Below are 15,267 nucleotides of genomic sequence, written 5' to 3'. Positions count from 1 at the left end.
GCTCACCACAGCATTCGCGTGGCGTAGACGTCGACGTCGACGTGGTGGCGGACGCGGTGGGCGAGCACGGCCCACACCCCGTCGCGGGGGTCGGTGAGACCGGGCGGCAGCGGCACGCCGAGCCGTTCGGTGATGCGAGTCAGGGCGAGCAGCGCCCAGTCCGGCGCCCCGAGATACGCGCCGGGCACCGCGGTCGCGGCCTCCCGCACCCCGAGCACGGCGGCCGCCAGCAGGAGCAGCGCCCTGCGGTCCGCCAGCGCCCGCACCGCGGGATCGGCCGGATCGGCATGCGCGGCCCGGAGCAACGGCAGGCGCAGGGTGCGCAGTTCGGTGTTGAGCCGCCGGGCGGTACGGGCCAGCGCCACCTGGGCGGGCGGGCCAGGGACGTGGATCCCGGCGGCGGCGGACGGCAGGGCGTCCGCGAGGGCCTGCGCGCACCCGGTAGGCGGTGCGCCGGCGTCGAGCGGCTGCCCGAGACGGAACAGCGGGTGGCCCGGGGCGCTCCCGGCATCGGCCGGCGGGGCGTCGTCCGGGCCGTCCTGCGCCCGGACGAGCCGGGCCTGGTCCACGGTCGCGGCGACCCAGTCGAGCCCGGCGGGCGTCAGGTCCTCGGTGATCCGGGCAAGGGCGCGGGCCTGCGGGCTCGCCGGCCCGCACCCGGTCTGGTGCAGGACGAGGTCGAGGGCGCCGCGCACATCGGCGGCCAGCTGCGGCACGACGTACCCGACGGCGGCGGTCAGCGCGGGCGCGGTGTCGCCGGGCATGTCGAGGGAGCGCAGCGCGACGGCCACCAGGCTCTCGCAGGCCAGCAGGTCCGCGAAGCACTCGGCGAGCGTGCCGTGCCACTGGCGTACGGCCGGTTCGTGGCGGCCGCGGGCGTCCACCACCCGCACGGCCTCGCGCAGGACTCCACCGGTCACGGCGGTCAGCGCGGCCGGGGCCAGCAGCGCGGCCAGCTCCCCGGCCCGGGGCGGCGCAAAACCGGAACCGTCGTCCGCGACGAGCAGCGGGCGTACCCCCCACGCCTGACCGAGCGCCAGGTCCCGGCGGAACAACGGCCGCAGCACACGGGCCAGCTCCTCGCCGCTCGTGAAGTGCCCGCCGGCCGCCCGGTCCACGAACTCCTCGCGCAGCCCCTCGGGAACGGGCAGGTCATCGAGGGCGTCGCGGCCGGCCCGGTGGTAGGGGTTGTCCCCGTCACCGGGGTCGCCGAGCTGCGCGTCCAGGCGCAGGGCGCGTGCCGCGGCGCCGGCGGGCGGCGGCAGCTCGGCGTACGCGCGCGAAGCGGTCCGCGGTGGTGTCCCCGGCACGGACGGGGAGCCCGGGGCCGCGACCGGGGCCGGCCGGGTGAGCGTCATCGAAGCCTCCTGATCGTGGTCATCGCAGGCGGCGGACGGCACTCTCCGCATGCCACTTGGCCAGGCCCAGCGCCTCGGTGCTCGCCCGGCCCAGCCACGTACGCACGTGGTGCCGGGCGTCCGCGCAGGTGGCGGTGGCGCCCAGGGCCCGTCCGACGGCCTCTTCCCTGAGCATCACTTGATGGGTGGAGACGACCCGCACCCCGGACTCGTCGGGCAGCAGCGCCCATTCCCCGCTGTGCGAGGCGATCGGATCGGGGGTGAGCGTCTCCTTGTAGACGATGCGCCCGGCGTGCGGGAAGCACAGCCGTACGCTCTCCACGGTGACGGTCTCGCCGGTGTCCCCGGCGCAGGTGTCCATGGCCGCGAGCTGCACACCCGGCTGGTCCTCGCGTACGAGGGTCCACTCCACGTGCGGGATCAGCTCGACCCAGTCCTCCATGCGGTAGAGGAAGTCGTAGACAAGTTCGCTGGGGCCTTCGACGTGCACGCTGTCCTCGAAGCCGACCAGGAGTTCGTCCAGTCGCTCCCAGCGCTCGGCCATCTCCCTGACCTGGTCCAGCAGGGCGGGCACCACGTCCGGGGCGTCGTCTCCGTCGCGGCGCAGCGTGAGCGCCGAGGCGTCGTCGCCGTCGGGTTCCACACTCCAGCGCCCCGTGACGGGCCTGTTCGCCCGGTCCCCGGAGCGCTGCTCGAAGGTGATGGTCCGGGCCGGCGGGTCGAGGGTGCGCCGGACGTGCGAGGAGCGGACGCGGTCGTCCACCAGGTCCCAGACGCGCAGCTGTTCGACGGTGCCGTCGAAGTCGATGCGCTCGACGTGCAGGTGGGAGGGGAGGAACAGCGGCCAGCGCACGGCGTCCGCGAGCATCCCGTAGACGACGCCTGCCGGGGCTGCCACGGACATGGTGCGCTGGGTCGAGTGCCCTCGCTCAGCCGACATGGCTGCCCTCCTCCTGATGGCCCCCAGGCTGCGGCGCGGACCTAGAGAAGCCCTTGAACGCCGTCGGAGAGAGGCACCGGCCGGGCCCGGGGCGCCGGCGCGGCGTCCGGGCCGGTCAGCCGATCTCGGCGAGCCGGATTCCGCCGTTGCCCGCGACGCCCTCGGGCCGGGCCATGAGGATGGAGCGCTGCAACTTGGCCAGCGCGGGAGAGGGTTCGAGCCCCAGGGTGCGCACCAGCGTGGACCGCAGCCGCTGGTAGGCGTCCAGCGCCTCACCGCGCCGGCCGGAGCGGTAGAGGGCCAGCATGTACTGGCCGCACAGGCTCTCGTGCGTCGAGTACCTGCTGAGCAGAACGGTCAGTTCGGAGAGCAGTTCACGGTGGCGGCCCAGCTTGAGGTCGGCTTCGATGCGCTGGTCCAGCGCGCACAGCCGGCTCTCCTCCAGCCGCTTGATCTGCGTGTCCAGGTGGGGTCCGGTGTGTACGTCGGCGAGCGCCGGGCCGGTCCACAGGGCGAGGGCCTCGCGCAGCAGCCGCGCTCCCTCGGGGAAGTCCTCGGCGTCCATGGCCCGGTATCCCATCCCGGCCAGACGCTCGAACTCCCTGACGTCGTGGGTGCCTTCGCCGCCCTTGAGTAAGTAGCCACCGGGAACGGTGAGCAGGACGTCCTTGGCGGTGCGGGTCTCGTCACCGTCCTGTTCGAGCGCGACGGTAATCATTTCGCGCAGTTGCAGGATGTACGTCTGGAGGGTGGGGCGGGCGCTGCGCGGCGGCTCGCTCCCCCACAGCTCCTCGGTGAGGGTGCCCACGGGCACCACCTCGTCGGCGTGCAGGGCCAGCAGGGCGAGCACCTGCCGGGGCTTGGGCGCGGTCGGTGTGATCGATACGCCCTTTTCCCGCACGGCAAGCGTGCCGAGTACGTCGATGTCCACGCCGTCTCCCCGTCATCTCCCGGCCGCCTCGGACGGCCGGGAACTGTTGCTGACGCACTGATTTAAAAACAGCGCAGGCGGTATGTCAATACCAAACCGATCCACCTGTTTCCTCTCGTGCACGGCCCGAGCGAACCTTGAGGGCAGGGGGCAACATGGGACATATTCCATCAAAATTGGTCAGAGCGAAGAGTGCTGAGCCTCCGACGACCCGCAGATGACGCCCACGTAACCAGACTGTGCGGACTGTTTTGCGCGATCGGGGCGGCTGGAGGGGTCCGCGTGCCCCGATCAGCGAATCAACGGGACAGCCGGGCGGCCGGCCGCGCGCGGAAGGAAGCCGTGCGAGCAAGCCGGACGGCCGACGGCTGCGATCGGGCCGACGGCACGCGGGCCGGACGGCACGGGCCCGCCGGCGCACCCCCGGACCCCGGTCCGCCCTACTCCGCGGGGCTGAGTCGCGGCAGCGCGAACGACCAGAGCTGGGACACCCGTTCCGCGGACTGCCAGTACCGGTCGGTCGCGCCCAGGGTCTCCAGGCCGAGCGTCGACGCGACGATGACCACCGCCGCGTCCTCGGCCGAGACGTCCTCGGCCAGTTCCCCGCGGCCGCGCGCCTGGACGAGGGCATCGCGCACCCACTCGTACCACCAGTCGTGCAGCTTGGCCTCGCTCTTGCGGGAGGGGTCGCCGCCCAGCCGGAAGCCCGCGCGCACGACCGGGTCGTCGGCGACGGCGTCCATCAGCCGGCAGACGGCGGCGACGAGTGCCTGGAGCCTGCCACCCTTCGCGGCCCGCGCGCTCTCCTCGGTCAGCGCGCGGGCGGACTCGGCGGCGGCGTTCTCCACGGCGGAGGCCAGGGCCTCCTTGTTGGGGAAGTGGAAGTGCAGGGCGCCCGAACTCACGCCGGCGCGGCTGCTGATCGCCGGCAGCGTTGCCATCGCATACCCATCGGCACCGAAGACCTCCGCGGCAGCCGAGATGAGAGCTTGACGTGTCACAGCCGCTCGCGCCTGCTTGACCATCATGTCCTCCTCCGGGCGGGGCGAGGGCGTCGGCATACAGCCGTCCGATTCACCCTGGATTCTCCGTACTGACTCGTGCACACCCTAGCAAACCGCACGGCTGGTTGGTTTAGTGCTGCGACGTGCGATCCATCGGGATCAGCTGATCATTTTGCCTGCGATCGGACGGCCCGCACGGCCGGGGCACGGAAACAGTTGGTTTCTCCAGCAGTTCTCCCGGAGGAATGCACTCCGAACCAGCAAAGGAAACCGTCCGAAAGGTTTTTTTTCATGGAAGCGAGGGCGCTCGCGCGCGAAGCCGCGAAGATCCGCTTCCCTCATGTCCGCCTTAAGTACCTTTTGACGGGGAAGCGCTACCGACCGGAAGCCTTGAAACGGAATGAGATATTCAAGTAAACAGGTGATCCTTGGTAAACCCTTTACTTTTGGGCCGATTGAAGAAAACCGGTAGGTCCGTATCTTAAGTGGCGTCGCCGAACACAGGTTTCAAGACGGGGGCCCCCATGAGTCTCACCACTGCTGAAGCCAGAACCGCACTGCCGGCCGCTCCGCGGCTGACGACCACGGTCGCGAAGGAGTACGTGCACCGCGACTCCGTGGCCGAGGTCTTCCTCACCGGATGCGACACCCAGGACGGGGTGAACTTCTCGCTCACGGGCCAATGGCCCCGGGCCCACACCATGTTCCGGAGCCTCGACGGGTCGAGTCACGACCCGCTGCAGGTGGCCGAAACGTTCCGTCAGGCCGGCATCTACGTCTCGCACGTGGAGCTGGGTGTGCCGCTGGGCCACAACTTCGTGATGTCGAGCATCACGTACACCACGGACACCGCCCGGCTGCGCATCGCCTCCGGGCCCACCGACTTCGACCTCGACACCCGATGCACGGAGATCGTCCGGCGCAGGGGCGTGGCCAGCCGCATGGCGTTCGAGTTCGCGCTCCGCCGCGGCGGCCTGCCCATGGCCGGTGGCACGGGGCAGATCTCCGTGATCCCGCCGGCCGTCTACAACCGGCTGCGCCAGAGCCGCGCCGCCCAGCCGCCCGCCGCCGCGGAGACGTACCCGGAACGCACCCTGCTGCCGCCGTCGATGGTCGGGCGGACGTTCACCACGGACGTGGTGCTCTCCGACGTCCCCGGCTCCGGCCCCTGCGGGAACCCGCGCTGGCTGCTCACCCCGGACCTCAACCACCCGATCCTCTTCGACCACAAGGGCGACCACGTGCCCGGCATGGTCCTGCTCGAAGCGGCCCGCCAGGCGGCCTGCGCCGTGATGGCGCCCCGTTCGTTCATCCCGGCCGCCGCCTCGAACGACTTCCACCAGTACGCCGAACTCGACCGGCCCTGCTGGATCGAGGTGACCCAGGTGTCGCACGAGCCCGGCAACATGGTGACGCTGGAAGTCGTCGGCCGCCAGGACGGCAAGGACGTCTTCACCACGGTGGTCACCGGCCCGGTCGACTGAGCCGGCGGACCTGTCCGCCGCGGGTGCTTCTCTTCCCAGAAAACAAACCGGCTGGCCTGCTTTTAACGGTGAACGACAGCCACCGGTACGGGAAACACCCGGAAGCACCTTGGGTAGCTGCCCCGGTCCCACGCCGAACCAGCAGGTCACCCACACCGGACACCGCGCCTCAGCGACCGAAGCGACCGAAGGACCCGTTCCCGCCTGTACGTGGGAGGCGCCGCCCCGCGGGAGGGCGGCGCCTCCCACGTACAGGCGGGAACGGCGCCCGTGGACGTACGCCGCGACGTCCCGTCAGAGGTCGAACGCGACGTGCTCCAGGTCGGTGTACTCCACCAGCAGCCCCTGCGCCCGGCGCCCGCCGTCCTTGAAGTAGGTCTCCTGGAGCCCTTCGGCCGCGATCTCCTGGAGCTGCCGGTCGCTGCCGCCCTGCTGCCGCGTCTCGAAGAGCCGGGCCGCGTACGCCGGCGGGAGCGCCACGGTGAGGTGGCGCAGCCGGGCGTCGTCGGTGGAGCCGGGGGCCGCCGTGTAGCCGAACCGGGCGCGGGTGTCGATGACGATGCCCCCGGTGGTCGCCGCGTCCCGGCGGGCCTTCGCCTGGATCTGCGGCTGCCAGCGCCGTTTGACCTCACGGTCCATGCGGGCGGCGAGGTCCTGGCGGGGCTTCTTCAGCTGGTCGCGGACATACCGCTCAACGGTGCGCTGGGTGACGCCCAGCAGTTCGGCGACGGCCCTGGTGCCCTTGAGCTGCTTGACCAGGTATCGCATCTGCGGACCGGCGGACTTGGGTGCGGGCCGGGTGAACGCCCGCTGGACCGCCTCGTCGAGACCTTCCCCGACCGTGTTCATCGGCTGGTTCTCCTACTCTCCGTCGTCCTTGGCGGTGACCGTGCCGTCCTTGATGTACCGGGCCAGGTTGAGCTCCGGACCGTACTCCTCCCGGACCGCCTCCGCCCACAGCGTGGTCTGCGATCCCTCGTGCTTCACCATTCCCGGGCTGACCCCGAGACGGAAGCCCCCGGGCAGCGGCTTGCCGTCCCGGTACGGCAGGAAGTCCAGCGGTGAGGGCCCGTCGGAGGCGTACACCGCGCAGTCCGAGAGCACCGCGACCGGGTACTGGCCGGTGGCGTCAGCGAGCCGCAACATCTTGCGGTGCATGTTGATCCGGGCGTGGGAGATGACGGCGGCCCGGATGTCGGGGCGCCAGGTCGGCCGGCTCAGCGCGGGCCACGGCTTGCCGGGGCGCCAGCCGCCGCCGCGCGGGCGCTCGCGCAGTTTGCCGATACCGCCCTTGACCGTCGCCTTGATCGCGGACAGCACGACCGCCAGCTGCGGATCGCGGGCCCGGTAGCCCTCCATCGCCGCCAGGAACGCGTCCGGTGCCATGCCCTCGACCACGCCCAGGTCCGCCATGGTCGCCACGTACGCGTCGCGCAGCCGCTTGTACCAGCCGTTCAGGTAGCGGCCGTTGACCGGCCGCACCCAGGCCTCGACGGGCGCCACCTCGTAGCCGAGCTCGACCGCGTACGCCACGGTCGGCGTCGCGTACCAGGCAGGCCCCTCCGGGCGGTCGCCCTTCGGCGTGAACGGGCTGGGCAGCAGGTCCCCTTCGAGCCGCCGCCACTGCTTGCCGATCACGACGTGCGACAGATCCACGTGGGAGAGGTCCACCAGCCAGGAGCCGGGCAGCGACGGGTCGAACGCGGGGCCGTCGACGTGCACGGGCGCCTCCAGGCCGACGACCGCCCCGTTGGCGGCCGCGCCGAAGGCGAGGTTGACGTCGATGCCGACCAGGTCGCGCCGCAGGCACTCGTCGTCCGTCAGGGGCCGCGCCCAGTCGTACGCCTCCTCGAACAGCATCTCGGCCGGGCCGCGCTGGTGGAAGCGGGGCAGGCCGGCGAGGAGCGGATGGCCGTCGGGGGCCTCGCAGGGGGCGCACTCGACGGGTTCGGTGCCGAGCGAACCGGGATTGCGTTCGCTGTGCCGCTTGCCGTCCGCGTCGGGCGCGCTCGGCCGGGTCGGCGGGTGCAGCGACGTCATGAGTTCCAGCCCGGTGACGGCGGTGGAACCGCGGGGGGTCATCACGCGCGAGGCGTACGTCCCCAGCAGCCGCACGAGTTCGGCCGGCGGCAGCTGCTCGGCCCCGCTCCAGTGCCGGACGTCGAGCGCGTTCCAGGAGGGCACGCAGAGCTGGACGCAGCTGCGGCGAGAGCCCCGCGCGGGCCGGTAGATCCGGGCCCACGGCCCGAACCCGCGCCGAGTCAGCTTCCAGTCCGCCCGCTCCAGCTGCTTGAGCACCTTGTGCCCCTCGGGCAGCCTCCCCGCCAGGCTCTCCTCCTGGGACAGCCGTGCGGGCAGCCCGAAGCGCTCGCACGCCGCTTCGGTGAGCACGAGCAGCGGGTCGGCGTCCTTCCCGTACGGATGCAACCGGGACGCGCCGAGCCCCGCCTCGCACAGGGCCCACTCGACCAGGCCGGGCAGCGACTTGACGGGCACGTCGAGCAGCAGCCCGCCCGCGCAGTACGCCGACACCTCCCCGCCGTCCACATCGACGACGGCGAGCGGGCCGTGCTCGTAGTCCGGGGTGTGCGAGGCGCGGGGCGCGGCGACGGCCCCGGTCGCACGGCGCCCGGCAGCCACCGCAACGGCCTTGCGTCGGGCGGGGCTCCCTGCCGTACGCGGCTCAGCAGCCGGCGCATCGACGGACGCGGCTGCTTCGCGGCGGGCGGGGCTTCGAGGCGTACGCGGCTCAGCAGTCGGCCCCTCGACGGACACAGCGCCCTCACGGAGCACGGAACGCGCCTCCGGCGCCCCGGCAGGAGCATCGCTCCCCTCCGCGGGGGACGCGGCGGCCGGCCTCCGGGCCGCAGCAACGTCCGCGGAGGCACCGGTCTCGCGGGCCACGGCGGGCGCGCCGACAGCGACCGCCTCCGCCGCGGACCCCCCCGGCGCCTTCGGCGCGACGGGCGCGACGGGCGCCTCCGGTGCGAAGCGCGCCGCCAGTCCCTCCAGGAGCCGTGCGTACGCAGCCCGCTTCGGCGGCCGGGGCTCGCTGCGGCCGGACTCCCAGTTGCCGACCGACTCGCGGCGACTGCCCAGCGCCTTCGCGACCTGGTCCTGGCTCAGCCCGGCGGCCTCCCGCAGCCGCTTGCGTTCGGCCGGCGGCGGCAGCGGGTCCTGCGCGATCTGCTCCAGCAGCGCGTCCACCGCGCTGAAGAGCAGCTGCTCCTCGTGGGACAAAACGATCACCTCTGGCGCCACCTTACCCAACCGCTCATCGAACACCTCGCGGATGTCGCACGGATTGCGCATGTCCGAAGGTGATCGCTGGAGACGCGGTTCAGACGGACTGGAGACGACCGGAAGGCTTTCACACGTTCAGCGACCGGAGCGAAGCGACCGGCCGCTCACTCAGTAGCTGGTGTCCGGCGGAAAGAACCGCAGGTCACCCGCCCCGTAGGGGCGAGGAGCGACCGAAGCGACCCAAGGTTCAGGTATATGGAGCCATTGGCATGCGTGCGCGTGTGCGTCATATATATGGAACTTCGGTCGCTTCAGTCGCTGTTCTCTCCGACACACCGCCGCGACCTGCGGTTTCTTCGGCGAACCGGACGGCTGAGCAGCGACCCGGAACCGCTCGGCGCCCGGTCGCTGAGTAGCTGGGGCGCCGCTTCGGTGGGCACAACTGTTCTGCCGCATGTACCTCTTCTCCCCCGGGGGTTTCGCTAATCTGATTGTGCGAGTTGAGTCGCTTCAGTCGCTGATGGGGGAAGTGAATGGCAGCTGAACTGCGGGTCTCGCGCAGCGACCCACGGCAGTTCAAGAGTGCTGCTGCGGTCGCTTCGCAGCCTCTGACGACAGCCTGGTGGCGCGCGCGCCAGGGGTGGCCGGTTCACCCCCTTGCGCCGAGTGCGGGACGGGCCCGGCCGTGCTCCCCCAGGGGGCGCGCGTGAGCACGGACCATGAGAGAGTGCTGCCCTCGGCCTCCTTCGACGCCCAGGCCGTGGCCGCACAGATCCTCGCGCAGCCCGTGGTGCCGCGCCGGCAGAACGAGCCGTACCTCCCGGCGGGCGGCCCGGAACAGGACAAGGCGACGGCCGACGGGCTGCTGCCCGACACCCTCACGGACCGGGGCAACGCCAAGTTATTCGTCAGGCTCTACCGCAACGACTACCGGCACGTGCCCGGCATCGGCTGGTTCCGCTGGGACGGCACCCGCTGGCAGTTCGACGAGGACGACACGGTGATGTGGTCGGCGGGCGACCTGGCGGAGTCCCTCGCCACCACCGACCCGCGAGGGCTGTTCACCCAGACCGCGCTCCAGCAGCACCGGCGCCGCACGCTCAGCACGAGCGGGATGAACGCGATGCTGACCCAGGCCAAGTCCGCGCCGGGCATGGTGCTCAACGCGGCGCTGCTGGACGCCGATCCGTACGCCCTGTGCACACCGGCGGGCGTCGTGGACCTGCGCACCGGGCAGATTCGCCCCGCCGAGCCGACCAAGGACTTCCACTCCCGCTCGACCTCCGCCGCGCCCCGGGCGATGCCCACACCGCGCTGGGACCGCTTCCTGGCCGACACCTTCGGCGAGGGCCCGGACGGCGAGGAGATGACCGGCTTCCTGCAGCTGCTGCTCGGCTACTCCATCACCGGTGACGTCGGCGGCCAGGTGATGCCGTTCCTGTTCGGCTCCGGCAAGAACGGCAAGTCCGTGCTGCTGGACGTCCTGATGAAGCTCCTGCGGGACTACGCGGACGCGGCGCCGCCCGGCTTCCTGATGTCACGCCCGTACGAGGGCCACCCCACCGACCTCGCCGAGCTGCACGGCCGGCGGGTCATCGTGTGCAGCGAGGTCAAGCCGGGCGACCGGTTCGACGAGGCCAGGGTCAAGCTGCTGACCGGCGGGGACCGGATCAAGGCCCGCCGGATGCGGCAGGACTTCTTCAGCTTCGAGCCGACGCACAAGATGTGGCTGCTGGGCAACCACCGCCCCGAAGTGGGCACGGGCGGCTTCGCGTTCTGGCGGCGCATGCGCCTGATCCCGTTCGAGCGGGTCGTCTCCGACGACCGCAAGATCGACAACCTGGCGGACATCCTGGTCACCCAGGAGGGCCCCGGCATCCTCAACTGGCTGATCGAGGGCGCCCGCCGCTACCTGGGCGGTGACAGGGACCTCTCCGGCCCGGAGCGGGTGCGCATCGCAACGACCGTGTACGCGGAGACCGAGGACCACACGGGGCGCTTCGTCGGCGAGACCTGCCGGCTCGACGCCGGGCTCCGGGCCGAACAGGCCCAGCTCTACGCGGCGTACAGACGCTGGTGCCAGAATGAGGGCGTTCCGGCGATTTCGTCGAGAGCCTTCGCGGCACACATCCGGGAAGTGGTGGGGCTGGCATCACCGAAGGAAATGATCTTTTCCAACCAGCGCAAGTACTACCCGGGCATCGGCCTGCTCGCGGACGAGGAGACAGTATGAGCGCCCTCATCGCAGAGGACGAGATCGTCCACGAGGTGGACCTCGTGTGGCTCGAGGACATCAGCGCGCTCGACTACGTCCGCCAGAGCCTGGACCGCCTGCCGACCCGCCGGGGCAGGCCCGCCTACCATCGCGACGGCAGAATGGTCGGGTACGCGCTGCTCGGCCCGAAGGCCAAGCCGTCCCGCTCCTCGGGCACCTTCCGCCGCCGGGTGTTCTGGCTGCTCCCCCACGACCGGGACACCGAGCCGGACGGGCTGTACGCGCGGGGCGCCCCGGCCGAGGCCGTGGACGTACGAACGCTCGCCCCGGGCAGCAAGGGGCACAAGACCGAGCGTTCGGAGGGCGGTCCCATGTCCTCGTCGGCGGCTCGCGAGCTCCAGCCGTAGCCCTGCCCCGCCCAGGGCGACCCGGGATGGATAAGAAACAGCACGTCCGGTATATTTCTGTTCGTCGGTCCGACCGCGAACAGAAAGGCGCCGCCGTGCAGGGGGAACGTCCCATCGGGGCCCAGGTGCTCGTGGCCGGCGGAGGCCCCGTCGGCATGCTCGTCGCAGCCGAACTCGCCGCCTACGGTGTCGACACCGTACTCCTCGAACCGAGGACCGAGGTCTCCGAGCAGCCCAAGGCGACCACGCTGCACGCCCGCGCGGTGCAGTCCCTGGCCCGCCGGGGACATCTGCCGGGTGCGCCCGACTCCTCGTACGGGCCGGAATCCACCTCCGCCGCCTTCCACTTCGCGGGCCTCCCGGGCCTGACCATCACCGCTCCCCCGCACGAACCCGAGCCGGTCCTCAAGTGCGCCCAGGCCGCGCTGGAACGGCACCTGGAGACCCGGGCGCGCGAGGCCGGGGCGCACGTCCTGCGGGGCCACCGCGTCACCGACGTCGTCCAGGACGGGACCGGTGTACGGGTCACCGCCGAAACCCCCGGGGGCCCGGCCGTCTTCCGCGCCGCGTACGTGGTCGGGGCCGACGGCGCCCGCAGCACGGTCCGCGCCCGAGCGGGCATCGAGTCGGACACGGTCCCGGCGACGGTGTCCGCGCTGATGGGGACGGTCACCCTGGCCGATCCGGGTGCGCTGCCCAAGGGCTGGCACCGCACCCCGCGCGGCTGGATCGTCGCCAAGCACGACGCCGGGGGGCGTACCCATCTCCGTACGCTCGACTGCTCCGGACCCCACGAGGACCGGCGGCGGCCCGTCACCCTGGAGGAGCTGCGCCGCGAGGTGTCCCGCATCGCGGGCCGCGACGTCGCGATGCACTCGCCGCACTGGCCCAGCCGTTTCAGCGACTTCGCCCGCCTGGCCCGGACGTTCGCCCTGGGACGGGTCTTCCTCGTCGGCGACGCCGCGCACGTGCACTTCCCGATCGGTGGCCAGGGCCTGAGCACCGGCGTGCTCGACGCGCTGAACCTGAGCTGGAAGCTGGCCCACGCGGTGCGCGGCACGGCCGGCGACGGCCTGTTGGCGAGCTACGACGCGGAACGGCGCCCGCTCGCCCGCCGTGTCATCGACGGCACCCTCGCCCAGCTCGCCCTGATGCGCACGGGGCACGAAGCGGACGCCCTGCGCACGGTGTTCACCGGCCTCCTCGCGGCTGAGAGCGGAAGCGGCCACCTCAGCGGCCTGATCAGTGCCCAGGACACCGTCCTGCCCGACCACACCGGCGCGGGCGGTCCGGCGGCCGGGACGTACCTCGCCAACACCGTGCTCAGTACCCCGGAGGGCGACACCGACGTCATCCGCCTCCTGCGCGACGGACGGCCGCTCCTGCTGCTCCTCGGCGAGAAGTCCGGCCGCCACCGCGAGGCGGCCCAGGGCTGGGCGGGCATCCTGCGCACCGTTGAGGTACGGCCCACGCCCGCCGTGCCGTACGAGGCGGCGCTGCTGCGGCCCGACGGCCATCTCGCCTGGGTACCGGGCGACAGCGGGCTGGAGCAGGTGCTGACGGCGTACTTCGGGCCGGGCGCCCCTGCCTCGTGAAACGACGGGATCCGGGGCGCCCGGCCGCTCTCAGCTCGCGGTCTCCAGAACGTCCCGCAGATCGGCCGCCTTCAGCGCCTCCGCGTACACCCTGGCCCCCCGGGTGTCGGACAGGTCGAGCGACGCCAGCACCGACGGCACCACCGCGCTGGGCAGCAGATGACGCATCAGTGCGGACACCCGCACAACCAGGTCGCGGTACTCGCACACGGCCTGCGACATGGACTGGATACCGGCGAAGGAGCCCACAATGACGTCGGCCGTCTCCGGCGGCGTGATGTGCGGCAGCAACTCGCCCTGGGCCTGCGCCTGCTGGAGCAGGTCGAGCCCGACCTCGCCCCACCGCAGGAACGGGCCGCTGCGGTCGAGGTTCTGCGTCAGCTGGTCCATCGTCAGCCGGACACCGGCCCGCACCATCGGGTCGGTCTGGAGGCGGTGGGCGTGCAGCATGACGACGTCGACGATCTCCTGCACCTTGGACGCTCGCATCGGCACGATGATGCGCTGGTCCTGCTCGGAGAGAACGCCCTGGGCGAGGTCCTCCTTGGAGTGGAAGTGGAAGTACAGCGCGCCCTTGGTCACCCCCGCCTCGGTGAGGATCTGGGAGATCGTGGCTGCTTGGTACCCCTGCTCCTCGAAGATCTTGGCCGCTGCCGAAAGAATCGTCTGCCGGGTACGGATAGCCCGTAGCTGCTCAGCCACTCTGCCTCCTCCCTCCTCAGGGTGGTCGAACGTGGGGAGAGTAAATAAACCGTCCAGTTCGTATCTTACAGGCCGGCTCCTTCCCTCCGCCCTGGTCGGGGAAATGTCCGGCAGGAAAGGGAAACCATGATCCTCGTCACGGGCGCAACCGGGACGATCGGCCGTGAAGTGGTCCGCCGCCTCCCCGCCGACCTGCCCGTGCGCATCATGGCCAGGCACCCCGAACGGGTCACCGGCGCCACGCGGAACGCCCGGATCATCCACGGCGACTTCACCGACCCCGCCTCACTGACGGACGCTCTGCACAACGTCCACACCGCCTTCCTGGTCACCACCCCCGACGGGGACGACGACACCCGCTTCCTCGAACCGGCCCGCGCGGCCGGGGTCCGGCACATCGTCAAACTCTCCGCAGCCGCCGTCACCGACCCCCGGGCCGATGATCTGATCACCCGTCGCCAGCGCCACAACGAGGACCTGCTGCGCGCCTCCGGGATGCGCTGGACCCTGCTGCGCCCCCGCGCCTTCATGTCCAACACCCTGTCCTGGGCCCGCTCCGTCCGCTCCGAGCGGGTGGTGCGCGCCCTGTACGGGACCTCGGTGAACGCCTGTGTCGCCCCGGGGGACGTGGCCGAGGCGGCTGTACGGGCCCTCACCGGGCCGGAGGAGGCCCACGTGGGCCGGGCCTATACCCTGACCGGCCCTCAGGCCCTCTCGGCGGCCCAGCAGACGGCTCAGCTCGCCCAGCTCCTGGGCCAGGAGCTCCGGTTCGAGGAGCTGAGCCCTCAGCAGGCCCGTACGGCCCTCGCAGCGCGCTACCCGACCGAGATCACCGAAGCGCTCCTGGAGAGCGCCAGACGGCAGCACAGCGGCTCCAAGGCAGACGTGGACGCCACTCTCCCCGGCCTGCTCGGGCGCCCGGCCCGGACGTACCGCGACTGGGCGTCGGACCACCTGGACGCGTTCCGGCCCGCCGGGGCCGCGAGGGACTGAAGTCCGCGTTCAGTCCCTCGCCGTTCGGTCCCTCTTCGGTCCCTCCGGAAAAAACCGCAGTTCAGAGACCTGCTCTGCCTAAAAACCAGGGACCGAAGGGACTGAAGGGACTCAAGGTTGGTAGTTATCAGCGATTATGCAGGCGTGTGTATGCGCGCACGCGTAGAACAAACCTATATATCCCTTTGTACCTACTACTCTGGTCCTGAAGCGCTGATAACTACCGACCTTGAGTCCCTTCAGTCCCTCTCTTTTTTGCCCGCAACCCGCTGACCTGCAGGTTTTACCGAGGGACCGAAGAGGGACCGAAACTCCCAGTCCCTCCGCTCCGCGTTCAGTCCCTCCCCTTCGATCCCTCTCCGCCGAGACCGGCTCACGCCCCGACACGCCCGGCC

Annotated in this window: 12 protein-coding genes; 5 read left to right on the top strand and 7 right to left on the bottom strand. The window is 71.5% G+C overall.

Translation table 11 applies throughout. The annotated features are described in order from the left end of the window. Positions 1 to 2: 2 nt before the first annotated feature. The 4 genes from EAO73_RS10580 to EAO73_RS10565 all read right to left on the bottom strand — a co-directional run bounded on the left by EAO73_RS10580 (position 3) and on the right by EAO73_RS10565 (position 4,254). The gene (locus EAO73_RS10580) at positions 3 to 1,358 is read right to left on the bottom strand and encodes a hypothetical protein (RefSeq protein WP_147971124.1); all 1,356 of its coding nucleotides are present in this window, start codon (positions 1,356 to 1,358) and stop codon (positions 3 to 5) included. A gap of 19 nt (positions 1,359 to 1,377) precedes the next feature. Further along, the gene (locus EAO73_RS10575) at positions 1,378 to 2,298 is read right to left on the bottom strand and encodes an SRPBCC family protein (RefSeq protein WP_147971123.1); all 921 of its coding nucleotides are present in this window, start codon (positions 2,296 to 2,298) and stop codon (positions 1,378 to 1,380) included. 115 nt (positions 2,299 to 2,413) lie between these two features. Then, entirely contained in the window at positions 2,414 to 3,229 is an 816-nt protein-coding gene (locus EAO73_RS10570) for an AfsR/SARP family transcriptional regulator (protein WP_147971122.1), read from the bottom strand. A gap of 440 nt (positions 3,230 to 3,669) precedes the next feature. Continuing rightward, positions 3,670 to 4,254 (bottom strand): ScbR family autoregulator-binding transcription factor, encoded by a 585-nt coding sequence (locus EAO73_RS10565; protein ID WP_147971508.1) that lies wholly within the window; start codon positions 4,252 to 4,254, stop codon positions 3,670 to 3,672. Positions 4,255 to 4,757: 503 nt separating this feature from the next. Here EAO73_RS10565 and EAO73_RS10560 point away from each other — a divergent pair. Beyond that, on the top strand, positions 4,758 to 5,717 hold the full coding sequence (locus EAO73_RS10560; protein WP_147971121.1) for a ScbA/BarX family gamma-butyrolactone biosynthesis protein: 960 nt from the start codon (positions 4,758 to 4,760) through the stop codon (positions 5,715 to 5,717). 294 nt (positions 5,718 to 6,011) lie between these two features. Here the strand turns inward: EAO73_RS10560 and tpg are convergent, their stop codons facing one another. Together tpg and tap are read right to left on the bottom strand one after the other, a co-directional pair. Further along, a complete protein-coding gene (tpg, locus tag EAO73_RS10555; RefSeq protein WP_147971120.1) occupies positions 6,012 to 6,566 on the bottom strand; it encodes a telomere-protecting terminal protein Tpg in 555 nt (184 codons plus the stop codon). Between the two features lie 12 nt (positions 6,567 to 6,578). Further along, complete coding sequence (gene tap, locus EAO73_RS10550; RefSeq protein WP_147971507.1) at positions 6,579 to 8,957, bottom strand: telomere-associated protein Tap; 2,379 nt, start codon at positions 8,955 to 8,957, stop codon at positions 6,579 to 6,581. A 730-nt stretch (positions 8,958 to 9,687) separates the two neighbouring features. Here tap and EAO73_RS10545 point away from each other — a divergent pair. The 3 genes from EAO73_RS10545 (at position 9,688) to EAO73_RS10535 (ending at position 13,177) form a co-directional block, all read left to right on the top strand. Next, on the top strand, positions 9,688 to 11,193 hold the full coding sequence (locus tag EAO73_RS10545; protein ID WP_147971506.1) for a phage/plasmid primase, P4 family: 1,506 nt from the start codon (positions 9,688 to 9,690) through the stop codon (positions 11,191 to 11,193). Further along, positions 11,190 to 11,582: a DUF6009 family protein gene (locus EAO73_RS10540; protein WP_147971119.1), complete on the top strand. Its 393-nt coding sequence runs from the start codon at positions 11,190 to 11,192 to the stop codon at positions 11,580 to 11,582. The genes EAO73_RS10545 and EAO73_RS10540 overlap by 4 nt, the downstream gene beginning before the upstream one ends. Positions 11,583 to 11,677: 95 nt before the next feature. Next, complete coding sequence (locus EAO73_RS10535) at positions 11,678 to 13,177, top strand: FAD-dependent monooxygenase (protein ID WP_147971118.1); 1,500 nt, start codon at positions 11,678 to 11,680, stop codon at positions 13,175 to 13,177. Between the two features lie 30 nt (positions 13,178 to 13,207). On the opposite strand, the gene EAO73_RS10530 is transcribed toward EAO73_RS10535, so the two are convergent. Then, entirely contained in the window at positions 13,208 to 13,879 is a 672-nt protein-coding gene (locus EAO73_RS10530; RefSeq protein WP_147971117.1) for a ScbR family autoregulator-binding transcription factor, read from the bottom strand. A 126-nt stretch (positions 13,880 to 14,005) separates the two neighbouring features. Between EAO73_RS10530 and EAO73_RS10525 the strand changes: the two genes are divergently transcribed. Continuing rightward, on the top strand, positions 14,006 to 14,872 hold the full coding sequence (locus tag EAO73_RS10525) for an NAD(P)H-binding protein (protein WP_147971116.1): 867 nt from the start codon (positions 14,006 to 14,008) through the stop codon (positions 14,870 to 14,872). Positions 14,873 to 15,267: the final 395 nt, after the last annotated feature.

It is taken from the genome of Streptomyces sp. col6 (assembly GCF_008042035.1).
In the GTDB taxonomy this organism is placed as follows: domain Bacteria; phylum Actinomycetota; class Actinomycetes; order Streptomycetales; family Streptomycetaceae; genus Streptomyces.
The sequence above is the reverse complement of the archived record's forward strand: the minus strand, read 5'-3'. Positions and strand labels throughout refer to the sequence as shown.

What these genes read in the sequence shown, in the direction of transcription:
- EAO73_RS10540 (WP_147971119.1), top strand. Translation starts at nt 11,190, where the DNA reads ATGAGCGCCCTCATCGCAGAGGACGAGATCGTCCACGAGGTGGACCTC.
- EAO73_RS10525 (WP_147971116.1), top strand. Translation starts at nt 14,006, where the DNA reads ATGATCCTCGTCACGGGCGCAACCGGGACGATCGGCCGTGAAGTGGTC.
- EAO73_RS10565 (WP_147971508.1), bottom strand. Translation starts at nt 4,254, where the DNA reads ATGGTCAAGCAGGCGCGAGCGGCTGTGACACGTCAAGCTCTCATCTCG.
- EAO73_RS10575 (WP_147971123.1), bottom strand. Translation starts at nt 2,298, where the DNA reads ATGTCGGCTGAGCGAGGGCACTCGACCCAGCGCACCATGTCCGTGGCA.
- EAO73_RS10580 (WP_147971124.1), bottom strand. Translation starts at nt 1,358, where the DNA reads ATGACGCTCACCCGGCCGGCCCCGGTCGCGGCCCCGGGCTCCCCGTCC.
- EAO73_RS10560 (WP_147971121.1), top strand. Translation starts at nt 4,758, where the DNA reads ATGAGTCTCACCACTGCTGAAGCCAGAACCGCACTGCCGGCCGCTCCG.
- tpg (WP_147971120.1), bottom strand. Translation starts at nt 6,566, where the DNA reads ATGAACACGGTCGGGGAAGGTCTCGACGAGGCGGTCCAGCGGGCGTTC.